The sequence below is a fragment of the Nostoc sp. DedQUE05 genome, assembly GCF_034530955.1.
Classification (GTDB): Bacteria; Cyanobacteriota; Cyanobacteriia; order Cyanobacteriales; family Nostocaceae; genus Nostoc.
On the sequence record NZ_JAVRCB010000034.1, the window covers coordinates 41,154 to 57,225 of the forward strand.

Consider the following 16,072-nt stretch of genomic DNA (forward strand, 5'->3'; position numbering starts at 1 on the left):
AATAACATTAAACTAAGTACAAATAAGTTCCTTTATTTCTGTGCAACGCACTTGTTATAAGGATTCAGAGGAATCACTAAACTCTTCTTTAAGAGAAATAAGACGCGGATCTTCCGCACGAAACATCCACTGTGAGCTTTTTACAACTTCATCGCAGGTTTCTAAGACTAATTTTTTAGGTGATGTAGCAATATGAAGCCCAGCAATCATACTTGGCTCACCATTCTCAAGTTTGAAGGTAACTAACCAAGGTTCTACACTCATCACACGGAAGTAACCTTCAGGACAGTCATCTGTAGTCCATCCAAAGACTTCAAGAGGTAGTAATTGACTCAACGTAATAATACATTCATGTAACCAAGTGCCAATCTCATGATTTCTAGCTTTATCAAAAATACTTTTAGCTTCATAAGGCATCAATTTGTCTACATGAGCTGATAGTTGATCTCGCACACCTCGAATAGCACTCGTTTCGTCAAGTGGAACAACTTTTAGAAAATTATTGAGAAGTTTACTAATCTCTGCTCTTTGAGCTTTATTAAATTGACTTCTCATCTCTTGAGATGAGTTTAAATAGTTGCAAATATCTCGTATAGCTATACAAAGTGAATATAGAGGTGTCACTAGTATTTTGATACGCCGTCGGCGTTCTTCCTCACTGGTAAGGATAGCAGTCCCTTTCAGCAAGTTCTCAATATCCTTCAGCGTCTCAAAGCATCGCCAAAGGTGTATTGCTGGAGGATTGGATGGATGCCAAGCAGTGACTTCTACTTCCTCTAAGGTCGATTCGGCAAATTTACGTTTAGCTTCATCTAGATATATTGGGATACCTTTTTTTTCGTCCATCATTTGTAGCCTAGCTTGTAAAGTAAAGATTTTGTTATATCCTAGCTTACTCAACTTAGCCAAGACATAAAATTTATACCTTAATAGTCATTATCAGCTACACAAATACCCTTACATTTAATACCATTCGTAGCAGTGCGCTGACAATGATAACATAGAACTTTTTCCTTTTCTGTTTCTTTATTTATGTTTATACTAGTGCTTTCCTGTAGCTTGTCATTGTCGTCGGTCTGGAGTTTTAAATTCATAAGAATAGAATAATTTTTCACGGTTTAAATTTACAAGTCATTACTCGATCGCTTTACCCACCGTAGGTATAGTAATTTTTCCCTACAGATCCATAAACAAGTTCGAGTAGTGAAAGATTGAGGGCAGTCAATAATTGCTCACAAAATAAGTCTACTCCTTGAAGATGGTAAAGATTAATTACTAGAGGTTTTCCCTCTGTAAAATCAAACGTACTTGCATACGGTCTAGCACATACAGCAGCCAATTCTTCAGAAACAGTAGTTGCACCATGAATAAGTGCATTACGTAAAAGCGCTATGATTTCAATAAACTCTGCCCACGTTTCAACTGTTGTGTGTTCATAAGTTGATGGAGCCTTAATAGCTGCGCTGTTACAAAATGCCTTAAATACTTTACCAAGTCCATCATAAAGCTTCTTTCTGTGCCACCTATTGAGTTGTTCTTGCCAAGCCTTTTCCCAAACTGCACGCTGTGAAGCATCTGTCTTTGCTTGTCGTTGCAACTGCCGAAGCTCTTTAAAATCATCACCTTCAAGAATTTTGTTGGGATGGTAGTTGAGATATGTACGGTACAGAGAAAAAATTACTTCTTCAAGATTTGCATATAAGTCAATAATTCCAAATGCTGTCAACATAGGTACTGTTTTACGGTGTGCCTCTGAAGCAGTTTGACCATCCCAGTTAGCAATCACGCTATCATCTGGACGTAGAGATTCCACAACAAATCTATGTTGCTTTGCCCACTCTGGATCAGCATATTTTTCTGCTGCTACATGTAAACCATTGATTGCTAAAGACCAACGAATGTAAGTACTTCTAAGTTTTGCTCGCCAATCGCCAATTTGCTCAGTAACATCTTCAATCCATTGTTCTTCTGGATGAGTGGCTTTAATGATAATGTTATTAATTGGTGGTAGATGATCAATATATCCCTCTGGAATAAAGATAATATTGTGACCAACAAGGTCAAAAGATCCTCTGGAATAACTCATAATATGTTCTTTGCTAGTGAATAGCATTATCTTACCAAGTAAAAAATATTATCTAATTTCCTTCTTTGTCACTTAATGCTATTAATGACATTCAATGTACAAGATATTGGGCAAGTCATTGCTGATGTCAAATAAAAGCAATTCAATGCTAAAGTCTCAAACCTCTCTTTACGCCTCTGCGTCTCTGCGTGAGATAATTCAACAAGGAAACAAAACAGTTCCCAACTTTTCACGCCCCAAGCGATCGCTCACTTTCCCCCGACAAACAACCCGAACCCCATTAATATAAACAGCTTGCACAATCTCATCCGAACCACGCTTAACCATCCGAGGTTCACCATCTAAAACTGGATCTGATATCTGCACCTGCGGGCTAATTGGCTGATTTAAAGCATTAGGATCGAGTAAAACTATATCCGCTTTCGCACCAACTTTGATAACTCCCGTATCAAGACGAAACCAACCAGCAGGTTCTCCGGTAACGCGGCAAATCGCAGCTTCCGGTGAAAGGAATTTCGTTACAACTGCTTGTTTGAGCAAAGATAAAGCTCCATCATAGTAGCCCAGGTTACGAACATGAGCGCCAGCATCGGTAAAACCAGGCAAAATATGCGGATGCTGCATCATCGCTAAACGGGGTTTTAGGCGATCGTTCGCTCCTGTCGCCACCCAGCGTAAATCTGTATCATATTTTTGTAATGCGTGGATAAATAAATCCACTGGTTCTTGTTGCTTTTGACGAGCAATTTGGGCAAAACTTAACCCTTGCCAACTTGCTTCGGGACAGTGAATAACTTCGATCAAATCTAACTGACGATGGAATGATTTACGCCGTTTACTCAGCCATTCTTGGCGAAACTGACGACGAAACATTTCCGATGCCCATAGTTGTTGTCTTTCTTCTCGTGACTGACAGCCATTGAGTTGTGCGCCTGTGGAGAATTCTTCAAATAAGGGAGTCACAGATCCATCAGAGTAAATGGTGAAGGGTTCCGTTAAGGTTTGAAAGCGGACATTCCCATTTAGAAGCCGATTCCAAATAAAAAGTAGTGGGGAAAATATTCGCCATAGTTTGCGATCGTGTACGGCATCTAAGGCTGAGAGGACAGTTAGCCGCAGTGGTTTTTGTCCAATTCCTGAACCCATACGCAGAATTTCTACAAAGGAAGCAAGTCGTTGTAAGTTGGGCGTGACTTGAAAAACACGTTGGCTATGCCGACATAAATCTGCTAACATTGCATATTCTTTAAATTTGGCGTGTTGAGAGGGAATTGTACAACCTTGCCATTCTCCACTCATCCGATGCCAAGGAAACATATCAATAGAGATGCCAATAAAACCAGCATCTATTGCATCTCTGGCTATGCGCTGCATAAGTTTTAGTTCAAATTTTGTCGGCTGAACGGTTAAACTGCGTTCTAATCCCATCACATAAGCGCGTAAAGCACTGTGTCCAAACATTGGGGCAACATTGGGGCCAAGGGGTAACTGTTGCAAATGCTGTAAATATTCTGCTGGTGTCTGCCAGGAAACCGACTTTTGTAGCCATTTTGCAATCAGTCGATGGGAAAGTGTCTCTACCCTCTGAAAAATATCAGCTAGGATTTGGGGTTGGGCGATCGCAACAGACAAGCTACAGTTACCAATAACAACGCTGGTAACACCATGACGCACTGATTCGCTCAATCCTGGTGCAATTTCTAACTCTAAATCGTAATGAGTATGAATGTCGATAAATCCAGGTGTCACCCATAACCCAGAAGCATCAACCACTTCACGCGCTGGGGTAGTTAAGGAGGGTGTGAGGGTGACAATGTGGCCGTTTTGAATGCCGATATCTCTGCGAACAGGTGGAGAGCCTAAGCCATCGAAAATTAACCCGTTTTGAATCAGCAAATCTAACATGATTGTTTGTTTTCCTTTGATGTCGCCACCGGAAAGGGCGGGTACGCCATCGCACTACAGTATGACGCAAATATTCATTGCTACATCTTATACTACATAATCAAGAACCCCTTCAAGCGATCGCTTGGAGGGTGCCTAAGAAGTCTCAAATATTTGTTGATTCCCCCTAATTCCTTTAAAAAAGGGAGAATAATAGTTTTAAAATCCCCCAATTTATCGAGGGATTTAGGGGGATCTCCAAAGGTAGGTGTATACAAAAAAACTTTTTAGACATCCTCTTAAAGTCACAGACGTTACTTAGCTTTTACATACATCGAAACAGGCATTTTTGTAACTAGCAATTTCAGTTATCTCTATCTGTCTTATGTAATAAGTCCTATACCTACCCTAAGTAGGGTTATCTATCTATATTTGTTCGTTAAGTTGTATGAAGTATTGAAAGCAGAATACTTTTAACTTAGTTGGAGTTTTTATGACTTACACAATTGATGAAGCAACAAGACCAGCTTTAGAAACTTTTCAACGCTTTGATGTAGATACTCAACTAGCCCTACTTTGGTTCGGTTATCTCGATCTTAAAGAGCAGCTACAACCAGCACCTCCTCCAAGCGTTGAAGCGCCTGCTAAAGCAGTGTTTGACAAATTCCTGGATTTGTCAAAAGAAGAGCAACTGCAAGCACAACGCGACATTATTAATGGTGCAGCTAACGATATCAGCCAAACCTATAATAGTCTAAGTCCCAATGCCAAATTAGACGTTTGGTTTCTGCTGGCACAAGGAATGGAGGATGGAAGCATAATTCAAGTGCCCTCTGACTATCAACTACCTGGTGAAACGGATGAATTTGTCGCGTTGATTAAAAATCTAGAGTTTGAGCAACGGATTAATTTCATGTTGAGTGTAGTGGAAACAATGGGTTAGTCAAGTCCAACAACTCTCAAACTTTCTAGAATTAAGGATAACTCAAAGTACCAAATTAAGCTAGACTTGGCTATTTTTGCTTTACTTTAATAGACCTTAACTTAGAACTACCGCAGAGATGCTCATCTTTGCGGTAGTTTTGATGCAAATTTTATCAAGTCCGCTTGATTATACGAACTCAATTAATGATTGTAATGATTGGAACACATCCTTGGGTAAAGACGCGATTCATCGCGTCTCTACAAATGCTTTATTTGTCGCATTTTTTTCCAAGCGCACGATCGCATTATAATCAGGTACACTTTGAGCGATCTTTTTAAGCTTTCAACAGAAAATATTTTATAAATCTTTAAAGCAGTAGTTGAAATAAAAATCCCTGCCACAAACAGTTGACAGGGATAGCAGTTTTGAGATGTAGCTTGTCTTTTAGCTAACAAAATCTTTATGGGCAGCGACAAGCATCTGAGCTTGCCTTAAAACGTTTCCGAATAAATAAAAAGGAATCTGCCAAGCTGCAACGGTAACTTCTTTGACTATATCTTGTACGCTAACTGCGATTAATTCATGCTCTGGCGGCTCTCCCTCAACTGTACCAGACCAAGTAAAAGCTAATAAGAAATCATCGTCTCCAGGCAAAGATGCAATCAAACATTCTTCAGGTGTTGGTTCGCAAATAATTCCATAATCATTTGCAAGTTCTACTAATCTTTGAAATTTGTTTCCGTTTGTCATTTGTTCTTAGGATGTAATTGAATCTCAGTTTTAGAAGAAATCATATTTTGAACTCCAGAACTCAAGTGAGTTGCTACATAGCAGAAATTACGAATTATTAATTATTCGTTGAAAATTATGAGTTATTGGAGTTGGATCGGGCTTAAGTCCAAAATCTTACCGCGATCGCTTGGTTGTATCAGCAACAATTGTTACTGTTTTAGAAAAAGCTAAACTACTTACTTTTTCGGTTTACCCTATTTAGATACACCTCCATTTGTTACCATTTCAAGATTGATGCTTTAATCTCACCCTAGCTGACGCAGTGCATTGAGAATTGCGTCAGCTTTTGGGGGAACTGCTGTAAACCGAAGCAGAAAAAGATGCTCGTCAACATTAGACTGTTCGATCGTCTTGGCATAGATATCTTCTTCTGTAGCCATTTCTGCCTCAATCAATAACTGGAGTTTGAGATTACTCAAGAGTTCTAAAGAATGTGGCGATCGCAGCTGCGCTCCTTTTTCTGAGAGGCTAATCAATTCCCCCATAAATACTGTTCCAACTGCATGTTTTCCCTGCAAAATGGAGTATTTTACAGGTACTTTTTGAGTAAGAACGATCGTTTCTTCATCATGTTTAGGCAAGAATAAATTATATTTACCACCAATGCCACGAATTTCACAAATTGTCACAGGGTGTTTTATGCCTTTGGGTTCTATTTGTAATTGCCCAGCAATTTGTAAGTCAATATTGGCATCCTTACAGGTATTTTCGGAAATTAAAATTTGTCCTCCCACTGTATAAGATTCAATTCGAGCAGCCAAATTAACATGACTGCCAATAACTGTATATTGAGCGCGTTTTTGAGAACCAACATTTCCCGCTACGGCTTCGCCTGTATTAATACCGATTCCCATTTCCAGAATTGGAAAATTCATTTGCTGATTTTGTTCATTCACTTGCTGCATTGCTAATTGCATCGCAATCGCACAAGCGATCGCTCGTTCAGAATCATCCTTGCGACTAATTGGCGCACCAAATATCACAAAAATCCCATCACCCATAAACTCATTAATCGTGCCTTTATACTGGTTAATCACATCTGTCATTGTTCCCAGATAAAGATTCAAAATCTTTACTACTTCTTCCGGGGGCAATTGTTCAGAAATAGCCGAGAATCCTCTTAAATCAGATACGAGAACTGTAACCTTTCGGCGTTCTCCTCCTAGCTTTAACCCAGATGGAGTTTCTAAGATATTGGCGACGATTTCATCAGTTAGATAGCGGCCGAGGGTTTTTCGCATCTCGGTAGCACTTTGGGCAATATACTGAGTAAGTGCGATCGCAGAACCTCCAAAAGCCAGCAATGAAGGTATAACGGGAATCCACCAACCAAGCAAAAACGCCAGAAAACTACCACCAATTAAACCGCCACCTGCCAACAAAACACTAATAGCCATGAGGGTTTTCTGGTTGCTACTGTGGCGTTGCAGCCAACACAAGCTAGCACCAATCATTGACCAGATTAAAATTAATAGCCATTCTAGCGGCTCAGGTAAACACTTAATCAATGGACGGCCTTCCATCGCCGTACTTAAAATTTGACTAATCAAATTAGCATGAATTGTCACACCCGCCATTCGTTCTGGGTCAGTCAAGACATTACTGCTGTAAGGTGTATAGAATAGATCCTTCAAACTCTCAGCAGTAGCACCAATTAATACCACCTTATTTCGCATTAAATCTCTTGGAATAAGATTCTCTTGCACTTCGGTAAGAGATACTTTAGTAAACTGCTGTATCCGTCCTCGGTAGTTCAACAGCACTTGATAACTCCCGGCATCAGCTCGGACGTAACCTCCATCATTAGCTTCAAAAATCGGGAAAATACCCCGATTTAACTGCAAGTAATTAGAGTTAGTTGCCGATGGCTTGGCAGTAATACCTTCAGGTTTCAAGTACAACAATGCCAGTTTTAACCCAAAACTTTCCAGAATCTCGTCATTATTTAAATTTACGTACAATAATGCTCGTCGAATTTTGCCATCTCCATCTATGGGTAAATCATTCGACCCAATTTGATTAAGTTTCTTCAGTTCTGGAGATGAATCAACCGCCGAACTATCAATAGTATCAGAGACTTTTTGGACTCCAATCAAATTAGGAGTAGACTTAAACACCTTAAGTAAGTCTTGATGACCGGGATTTACAGGTAAATCACGATAAATATCTAAACCAATCGCTCTGGGTTTTTGCTGTTTGATTTTTTCTAACAAACTAGCAAGTTTTCCATCAGGCATAGGCCACTGTCCCTGCTTGCGGACATCTGCCTCATTAATCTCAACTATGACAATGCGGGTATCAGCCGACTCTCCTGGACGAAGGAGAAAAAATTGATCTAGTGCTGCCAATTCCAACAATTGCAGTAATCCAGTCAAGCGTATTGCAATCACCAGGGCTGTAATATTGGGAACAGCAAGTAAAACACCCCGCCATTGCCAAATGTGCGGTTTCAGCTTTGTCCACATAATATTTAGTGCTGAGTGCTAAGTGCTGAGTGCTGAGTTAGGAGTTAGGAGTTAGGAGTTAGGAGTTAAGAATTTTTCCTCAGCTTAATGCCCTCTGCCCAATGCGCCGTGCCCTTGTTTCGTAAATGTGCAACAATCAATCAATGGTTCGGAAGCGATCGCACTCAAACCTACAGACTTGAAAAATTGTTTCCAATCCAACCTCGCTTTGAAATTATTCGGCTCAGTCCGGCGTAGCTGCACCAAACTAGTCAGCGCTTCATGCCAAATTCCAGCTTCTGCATAGATAGTGGGCAATTTGTACAAATTCGCCTTTGCTAATGCCTCTGACAAAGTTGCTCCTGGTTGAGTGCGTTCCACCCAACCATCTACAGTCGGATTTTCACTCTTGTCTTGATTATCACAAATAATTGTTAGATACCAATGATAAGTTTTACCTACAGCGAGTGCAGGGGCACTGTCAGGAAGTTTAAAGCTAATAATTCCCGATTTATTTGGAAGTGTAAAAGAGGTTTCATAAAATACGTTCTGGTCTTCAGTCAAGAGCAGAAACTTGGCTGTTTTGAGTTGAGATGGAGGTATATACCAGAAAAATGTTGGATGTTGAGCAAATGTCAGCCCTAATTTATCTGGAGGTATTAAGGGAGTTATTAGTTGTTTGCCTTTTAGGCAAGAGCTACCACGGGTAGAACCACCAGCACTTGCGGGAAGTTTTCCCCGCTGTGGTGGTTTAAATGTTTGACTAATTTGCCAAGTTTTATTGGCATGGTACGACTGAGCTTGTACCTGTGCTGTTAAAGCAGAAAGCAAATACAAAGGTAAGGAAAAGGGTACAAAATATAGAGATGGTTTAATCCCTTTCATATTGATAATGCCTGAGTTCTAGATTAGTCAGGTGAATAAATCAAGTATTCCCAAAAGCAGAGTTAGATTTTTCACTCAACTACAGAACTATTTATTAGGCATTGGGCACTTGTACTGAGCGGAGTCGAAGTATTGGGCATTGGGCACTTGTACTGAGCGGAGTCGAAGTATTGGGCATTGGGCATTGGGCATTGGGCATTGGGCATTGGGCATTGGGCATTGGGCAGAGGAGAAAGAGGTAATTTTTTATTCTCCCCCTTGTCCCCTGCTCCCCTGCTCCCCTGCTCCCCTGCCCCCTTGTCCCCTGCTCCCCACTCCCACTCTCACTCCCTACTCAAATATATGGCGATACATCTTCACCGCATTTATCTGCTAAATAGGAGAGGGCGCGGAAACGTAAGCCTACCAGTTGCTCATATAACGGGTTAATTTTACACATCGGTGGAATATGCACAATCTTGCGTCCAAATAGGGTGACATCCCGTTCAAAGGGACACTGGGCGGGAATCATTTTACACAAAAAGCGGGCTACTCTTGGGTCTTGGATATCTAGCCCATCAAGCCAGTCTTGCAGAGAGTGTAGGGCATTGATTTGACGCTTTGTCAGCCCTGTGCTGGCGATAGTGGGGGTAATTTGCTCTGGGTATTCCAGAGTGGGGCGAAGGGCTTCGAGTAACTTCTCTGGCTGTTCCAAAGCTTGACAGAACTGTTGCAGAACCTCATCTTCGCTGGGAGAATAAGTACCATCTGCGATCGCTACCATTATCGCTGTCCTTAAGAAATTTTCGGCAGCTGGTGTACCTTTACCCAACGCTGCGGCTAATTCCTCTGGCGTAATTACCTCTAGTGAGTCAAATTTAATCTTAGGAGCTAATTCATTTTCGGTGATGCTGGCAATTAATTCCTGTTCTCGATCGTCAAAATTACCATCAGCCCAAGCAATAGTAAGCAGTCCACGCAACCAAGCGGCAATCTGTTCGCTGCTGTATGGGGATTGAACGGTACTTGTCATAAACTCTATGTCTCAAGCTTTCCTCAGTCACTACTACGCTACCCTAACCAGTGACTATGAAGATAGTGGAAGCAGCACAGAAAAATAAATCAGAGAAGTTTTCAAATCGCAATAGTCGGTCTTAAGGTAAAATTCATTTGTACCATTATTGAGAATTTTTCTACTTAAAGTAAATTTAATTGGAGTATCTCAAATATTTATCAGGTTAAAGACTGTAATTTACGCTACAGAATCATGGAGTTTTCTAAGTATGCGAATCTGCCAGCTAAATATCGCCGACGCTTTTCTCTAATGAATCGTTTACTGATGTTACTTGCTTCTCTATGGAATTGCGATCGCTTGGCATTAGTGAAATTAGGTTAACTCTAAAAAATTAAGGTATATAATGTTTTTCTTTGGCATTGAACATGAAGTTGCGTTTTTGAACAATGAGGGAAAATTTGCTGATTTCTCCCACACAAAATTTGCTGATTTCAATCAAATTATTGCAAGGCTACCTACATACCCTAGTGATTATCCTCAACTCCGCGTTGGCGATGCGGGTATTAAGATGAAGAGATGGTACATTGAGGGATTTGAAAGATTTGCGGATTCTGATGAAGTCATAGACTGTCATGTTAAAGGTATTGAAATTAGAACAACTATCCATTCTAATATTCTAGGCGCTATTACTGAATTATCAGAAAGTTTTAACTTGCTACGTCAGGTTGCCGCTGACTTTGGCTTATCACCAGTTTTGGTGAGTTTTAATCCCTACCATCCAGCTTTTGAGCCTCAACCCCCATTAAACAATTATGAAATTAAACAGCTAGAAGCTTATCCTGAGGAACAAACTGCTAATATTCACATGGTATCTTATGGGCCAGATTTAAATATTTCTGTGGCAGATTTGCCAACTGAAGATGTAATTGATATTGGCAGAAAGTTAACTTATTACAGTCCCTATATCGTTCCTTTTAGTTATAGCTCTCCCTTTTATAATGGAGGTTTATGGGATGGACTATCGGTACGAACATTTATCAGAACTGGCAAAAGACCGGCTACTCTGGTTTTTGTCCAAAAAGAAGAACAACTTATTAATAGCATACCTGCCTTAACAAAAATTGCTCGGATTCCGGCGGAAGTGGGACGCATCGAATTTAAGGCTTGTGATAGTTGTGATAATTTTTTAATCTATGCGGCTTTGCTGGTATTATTGAAAGGTTTGGTGTTAGATAAAACCTTACTGGGTAGAGCAACTGTACCCGATGCAGCGTTACACCAACTTTCTGCAAAAGAAGCGTTTGAAAACGAAGATATTTTTGAAAATGCGACAAAAATCTTCCAAGCAGCCGAAGTTGCTTTAGGAGATGACCCAGATGTTCGTTATTTAACGCCCTTAAAAATGCTGCTGGAAAAGCGAAAAACAAGATCCCATGAATTAATAGAAATATTTCATCACGTAAATTCAATAGAAGAGGTTATAAGGCAGACTTATCAAATTTAAAAAAAAGATTTATTTTTCTCCTTTTACTTATTAAAGGGGATTAAGCACAGTATTTATATAAATTGATACTTTACAAATGTCCTCTAAGGTGCATCTTCCTTCAATTACTTTAATTTGATAAAGTCCAGCTAACTGAACATAAATAGTATAGCCATTAGCTTGAAAAAACTAGATTAAGTCGATATACCTAGAGACTGATTTTATTATAACTAAAGATGTAGTAAACTTCATTCTAGAGATTGATGCATACCCTAGCTTTTTCAAAGTACAAGTGTAAACAGGGAACTGAAATGAAGGATTTCAATTATGAAATCTAATAATTTTGCTAAAGAATTAAGGTGGTATTTGCTTATTATCCCTTACTAATTCGATGCAGAAATACAAAAAATCTCTTCGTCAGGTTCGTTTTTCAAGAACTTCTAAATTGAAGCGGAGCTTTGCAGTTTTATTATTGCTTAAAATTGCTGAGTAAGTAAAGGTATATGCTTCGCTCCTTCACTAAAAGTTCTGCGTTGTTAAAGCTGTTATCGAGGATTTCAAATGAAGATGATTACTTCTGTTTTATCTATTTTCCGTCCAGTACGTTTTTTAGTAGTAGCTTTTACTTGTGCTCTAGTATTATTCTCTAATGCTTTTCCTGCTTTTGCAATCGATAGCTACCAAAGTAATCCCACAGAAGGTACTACACAACTGCTTGACATTCAGCGCAAAACTGACGAAGCCGGTAAAGAACCACCGATAGGATTGGAAAAGACTCAAAAGGAGACTAACGAAGGACTTAATGAGGTTCAGGGAGCCGCTGATATCGACAAGCAGAAGCGTCCAGAAAATTCACAGGGTGCTACCTCTGTAGAAGAAAAAGCAAAGAGTTTCTTAGAAAAAGTTACAGGTAAGTAACAGAGTTAATACCTTGGTAATTTTTTGGTAGTAATGGGTCACGGCTTTCATGCAATGACCCATTACTACTTTTTAATGTGACGATCGCAACTGAAATTAAATATAAAAATATGTTCATCCCTATTAAGGTGTAAGTATAGCTATGAAATGTGATGATTAATCTAAACTCAATAATGTTTCCTTTGGTTGATGCGGATTATATGGAAAATTTGGCAAGTTAATAAATAAGTTTGCTTAGGGATGGAAAATAATGCGTGCGATAAACATTGGTTTGACAGACGAACAGCGTCAAGGTGTAATTAATCTGTTGAATCAGGATTTAGCAGATGCCTATTTACTGCTGGTGAAAACCAAAAAGTATCACTGGGATGTCGTTGGCCCTCAGTTCCGCTCTTTGCACCAGCTTTGGGAAGAACACTACCAAACGCTGACTCTAAATATTGATGCTTTGGCAGAGCGGGTTCGCGCTTTGGGCGGTTATCCAGTTGGTACATTGGAAGGATTTCTCAATCTTGCTACCCTCAAGGAACATGGTGGTAATGTGCCCACAGCAACAGGGATGGTAGCTAATTTAGTGGACGATCACGAGCAGGTTATTCGTAATTTGAGAGACCATGTAGATCAGTCTAGTGAAAACTTCCACGATCAAGGAACTGCTGACTTTTTGACTGGACTACTCGAACAGCATGAAGAAATAGCTTGGATGCTGCGTTCATTTATTGAAGGCGAGGCACTAGATGCAGATGGCAGACAGCCAGCAGCAGGGGCTAAGACTCCCGTAGGTGTATAGCTCATAACATCTGAGTTCAGGAAGGCTGTATGTGAAATCAATTGAGGGAGGAGCGATTCCTCCCTCAATTGATGTGAAAGAATTAATCTGCCTGGATCTACTCATTCACCTTGCCAATTTGGGAATTGAAAATTGGTTCATGCGCCAATCCCACTTAACGCCAGTCCGCTCAAGTCGGAAATTCCGCCTACGCGGCTGGTTCATTTATGTATACTGGGGAATCTGTCTAGTGCAGTGCTCTTGGGGGCTGCTAGTGGAGCGATCGCAGGTAGTGCAGGTGCCGGTCTAGTATCGGTTCTGACTACTTTGGGAATGCCAGAAGATAAAGCGGCTATCTACCAAACTCGCTTACAAGCTGGCGAATTTTTCGTGATGGCAGAAGTCCCAAGCGATCGCACTGGCGAATTTCAATTGCTGCTCGAAAGTGCTGGTGGCGAAGAAATTAACACGATTGAGAAAACTCTGGATCGTTCTTGTTCTGGACAGTGCAACAGTCCAGCAGACTTGTCTTTTGAAGTTCGCGCTCATCTTTCTGATGAAGCTCAGAGTACATTCATTGAACGATATAATGCTGTACTCAATGAAAAAAGTGACGAGTTCACAGCCGAACAAGCTGCTTGGGAGACTATTCACCAACAATATGAAGAAGATGAAAATGGTGTCTGGTCTAAAGCTAAGGTCAAAGCCTGAAGAAGGCAGGAGTTGAAACACTGACTTTTGCCTTTCTTGTTAAACTACTGTGCAAGACTAGATATCAGGGATTTATAACAAATAAATTATCCAATATTGTGGGGTGGGTTTTGTGGCTTACCCCACAAAAAGTAAGTATATTGGCAATAATCTGAGAATAATTGTAGATATTTATACGTATTATGGCAGGCGATCGCACTTAGATAGAAATTGCCTACTCTGGGTCTGGTTTGCATAATTTTGGGTACATTACCGCAAATGCGCTGATACTTTAATTTTCCCTCTTCATAAATTCCGCAAAAACACCGTTACGCTATTTGTGTTTGCGATCAAAACTTAGAGCATCCAGTTTATGAGGGCGGATTTATGACCAACCCTGTAAAGACGGTTATCCAAGTCAATCTGGAGATGGCTCTAGAAGTAGCTCAAGAATTAGAGCAAGCTCCATACACTCAACTCGGTGCTTATTGTTTGGAAATTTTACGGGAAATCGGATGTGCTGGTACTGAACTCCCAGTTAACTTACAAACTCGCGATCAGCAGCTAAATTTCATTACAGGCTTTGCATCTTATGCTTTTGGGGAGGTACAAAGTGTATAAAGCATTAATTGATGATATATTTTCTGATTCTGAAGATACAGAAGAAACTACCTTTCCTGCCACAGATGAAGATTTATTAATCTTAACAGAAAAATATTTAGGGTTTGAAATTCCCTCAAAGGTTTTCTTGCAAGCTATAGCCATTGCTGATTACGACGGTGCAGCTGCTTTTCGCTACGTTGATAATTATTTGATTACTCTCAAAAATAAGAAGAAGCGTAAGCAGAAGAAATTACTTGTGTTAGGTTGTTCGACTAGATTTGAAAATAATTGACGTGTTTATTCACCAGCTAACTAAAAACCAATACGATTTAGATAAGATAATTTGCACGGCTGATGTAGAGGCGTAGTATTACAACGTCTCCGCACATTTATTTCAAAAAGACAATAAACAACAATAACAATTTATCTAGAGTTAGTGGCAGGGCAAACGCATTTTATTTACTAATAAAAAATAAAAAGGATTCTCAAGTTATCTAATTGAAGAAGGCATGAGGCAGAGAGCAGAAGACACTATTCATTCTGCCCTCTGCCTTTTTCGATAACTGTCAAAATTGATGAGATTATAAACAAAAAAAATCCGATTTTTTCGGAAAATATTAATTAGCTTATTTTAAAATATATAACTCTTTAGTAAAAATAAAAACTCACGATTCGGGTAATAGATAGCTTTACCAAAGAGAGAGGTTAGGAGTGAGGTTAAGGCTCGCTAGATTAGGAAAGGCTATATGAAATTTAAAACATTATTTTTTAGTAAGCAAACTAGTAAATTAAACATATATCTAAAGAAAGAGATTAATTAATAATTAACTAAACAAATACTGTCTAGAACATCACAAATTAATTTAATACCAGACCATACTTTAGGCAGAAGGTTAAGAAAATAAATTCAGCTAACTTAGTTAATTAAATAACAACTTATCGGCTCAATACTTTTGATTTAGATCCTTGCTTGGAGTTGAAAAATAGAAAAACTTCTTCTATATTTCAACAAATTGCTTAGAAACAGTAGCATAAGAACCATTTAACTTCAAACTCAGGCTCAGGAGATACCAATGAACTTAAACCACAGTAAAAATTTGCTCAAAATGCTTGCTAGCCTCGTGGGAGTTGCTAGTACTGGTGCTTTAATAAGTCTTCCAGTATACGCTCTGCCCCAACCCATCTCTAGAAATTTGGAGACTAGTCAAGCCCCCATAGGTAATAGATTGTACTCTCAAGCAGGGCAATCTACAGGAGGTGATTCTACCACTGGAACGCAGCAGTATCCAAATAATGGTACTAGTGGTAGTGGAACTGGTACTAGTGGGACACAGCAGTATCCAAATAATGGCACTAGTGGTAGTGGAACTGGTACTAGTGGGACACAGCAGTATCCAAATAATGGCACTAGTGGAATAAATAATGGTACTGGAACACAGCAGTACCCAAATAATGGCACTGGAACCCAGCAGTATCCAAATAATGGCAGCAGTGGAACAAATAATGGTACTACCGGAACCCAGCAGTATCCAAATAATGGCACTAGTGGAACAAATAATGGTACTACCGGAACCCAGCAGTATCCAAATAATGGCACTA

At 39.7% G+C, this 16,072-nt stretch carries 14 protein-coding genes and 2 pseudogenes; 9 read left to right on the plus strand and 7 right to left on the minus strand.

Annotation, left to right across the window (positions count from 1 at the left end; translation table 11 throughout):
* Positions 1-54: 54 nt before the first annotated feature.
* From RMZ42_RS23380 to RMZ42_RS23390, 3 genes are all read right to left on the minus strand, one after another.
* Positions 55-849, minus strand: a complete 795-nt coding sequence (locus tag RMZ42_RS23380; RefSeq protein WP_322673664.1) for a hypothetical protein — start codon at positions 847-849, stop codon at positions 55-57.
* A gap of 298 nt (positions 850-1,147) precedes the next feature.
* The gene (locus RMZ42_RS23385) at positions 1,148-2,086 is read right to left on the minus strand and encodes a hypothetical protein (RefSeq protein ID WP_322673665.1); all 939 of its coding nucleotides are present in this window, start codon (positions 2,084-2,086) and stop codon (positions 1,148-1,150) included.
* Positions 2,087-2,284: 198 nt separating this feature from the next.
* Positions 2,285-3,991 carry a D-aminoacylase gene (locus tag RMZ42_RS23390; protein WP_322673666.1) on the minus strand — a complete coding sequence of 569 codons (1,707 nt, stop codon included), beginning with the start codon at positions 3,989-3,991 and terminating at the stop codon, positions 2,285-2,287.
* Positions 3,992-4,463: 472 nt separating this feature from the next.
* On the opposite strand from RMZ42_RS23390, the gene RMZ42_RS23395 reads away from it, so the two are divergent.
* Positions 4,464-4,913 carry an orange carotenoid protein N-terminal domain-containing protein gene (locus RMZ42_RS23395; protein WP_322673667.1) on the plus strand — a complete coding sequence of 150 codons (450 nt, stop codon included), beginning with the start codon at positions 4,464-4,466 and terminating at the stop codon, positions 4,911-4,913.
* Between the two features lie 426 nt (positions 4,914-5,339).
* On the opposite strand, the gene RMZ42_RS23400 is transcribed toward RMZ42_RS23395, so the two are convergent.
* From RMZ42_RS23400 to RMZ42_RS23415, 4 genes are all read right to left on the minus strand, one after another.
* Positions 5,340-5,645: a hypothetical protein gene (locus RMZ42_RS23400; protein ID WP_322673668.1), complete on the minus strand. Its 306-nt coding sequence runs from the start codon at positions 5,643-5,645 to the stop codon at positions 5,340-5,342.
* A gap of 287 nt (positions 5,646-5,932) precedes the next feature.
* Complete coding sequence (locus RMZ42_RS23405; RefSeq protein WP_322673669.1) at positions 5,933-8,152, minus strand: adenylate/guanylate cyclase domain-containing protein; 2,220 nt, start codon at positions 8,150-8,152, stop codon at positions 5,933-5,935.
* Between the two features lie 84 nt (positions 8,153-8,236).
* Positions 8,237-9,016: a DUF928 domain-containing protein gene (locus RMZ42_RS23410; protein ID WP_322673670.1), complete on the minus strand. Its 780-nt coding sequence runs from the start codon at positions 9,014-9,016 to the stop codon at positions 8,237-8,239.
* Positions 9,017-9,350: 334 nt separating this feature from the next.
* Positions 9,351-10,028 carry a Mo-dependent nitrogenase C-terminal domain-containing protein gene (locus tag RMZ42_RS23415; RefSeq protein ID WP_322673671.1) on the minus strand — a complete coding sequence of 226 codons (678 nt, stop codon included), beginning with the start codon at positions 10,026-10,028 and terminating at the stop codon, positions 9,351-9,353.
* A gap of 234 nt (positions 10,029-10,262) precedes the next feature.
* Here RMZ42_RS23415 and RMZ42_RS23420 point away from each other — a divergent pair, with 234 nt between their 5' ends.
* The 8 genes and pseudogenes from RMZ42_RS23420 to RMZ42_RS23455 all read left to right on the plus strand — a co-directional run.
* Entirely contained in the window at positions 10,263-10,391 is a 129-nt protein-coding gene (locus RMZ42_RS23420) for a hypothetical protein (protein ID WP_322673672.1), read from the plus strand.
* Between the two features lie 22 nt (positions 10,392-10,413).
* The gene (locus RMZ42_RS23425) at positions 10,414-11,514 is read left to right on the plus strand and encodes a glutamate-cysteine ligase family protein (RefSeq protein WP_322673673.1); all 1,101 of its coding nucleotides are present in this window, start codon (positions 10,414-10,416) and stop codon (positions 11,512-11,514) included.
* Positions 11,515-12,054: 540 nt separating this feature from the next.
* Positions 12,055-12,411 carry a hypothetical protein gene (locus RMZ42_RS23430; protein WP_322673674.1) on the plus strand — a complete coding sequence of 119 codons (357 nt, stop codon included), beginning with the start codon at positions 12,055-12,057 and terminating at the stop codon, positions 12,409-12,411.
* A gap of 250 nt (positions 12,412-12,661) precedes the next feature.
* Positions 12,662-13,201 carry a Dps family protein gene (locus RMZ42_RS23435; protein ID WP_322673675.1) on the plus strand — a complete coding sequence of 180 codons (540 nt, stop codon included), beginning with the start codon at positions 12,662-12,664 and terminating at the stop codon, positions 13,199-13,201.
* Positions 13,202-13,432: 231 nt separating this feature from the next.
* A pseudogene (locus RMZ42_RS23440) lies at positions 13,433-13,891 on the plus strand (ChaB family protein); the annotation flags it as partial.
* Positions 13,892-14,257: 366 nt separating this feature from the next.
* Positions 14,258-14,491, plus strand: coding sequence for a hypothetical protein (locus RMZ42_RS23445; RefSeq protein ID WP_094352841.1), 234 nt, complete (start codon positions 14,258-14,260; stop codon positions 14,489-14,491).
* Positions 14,484-14,765 (plus strand): hypothetical protein, encoded by a 282-nt coding sequence (locus RMZ42_RS23450; RefSeq protein WP_322673676.1) that lies wholly within the window; start codon positions 14,484-14,486, stop codon positions 14,763-14,765. Before RMZ42_RS23445 ends, RMZ42_RS23450 begins: the two co-directional genes overlap by 8 nt.
* A gap of 781 nt (positions 14,766-15,546) precedes the next feature.
* Positions 15,547-16,072: pseudogene (locus tag RMZ42_RS23455) on the plus strand (hypothetical protein); the annotation flags it as partial.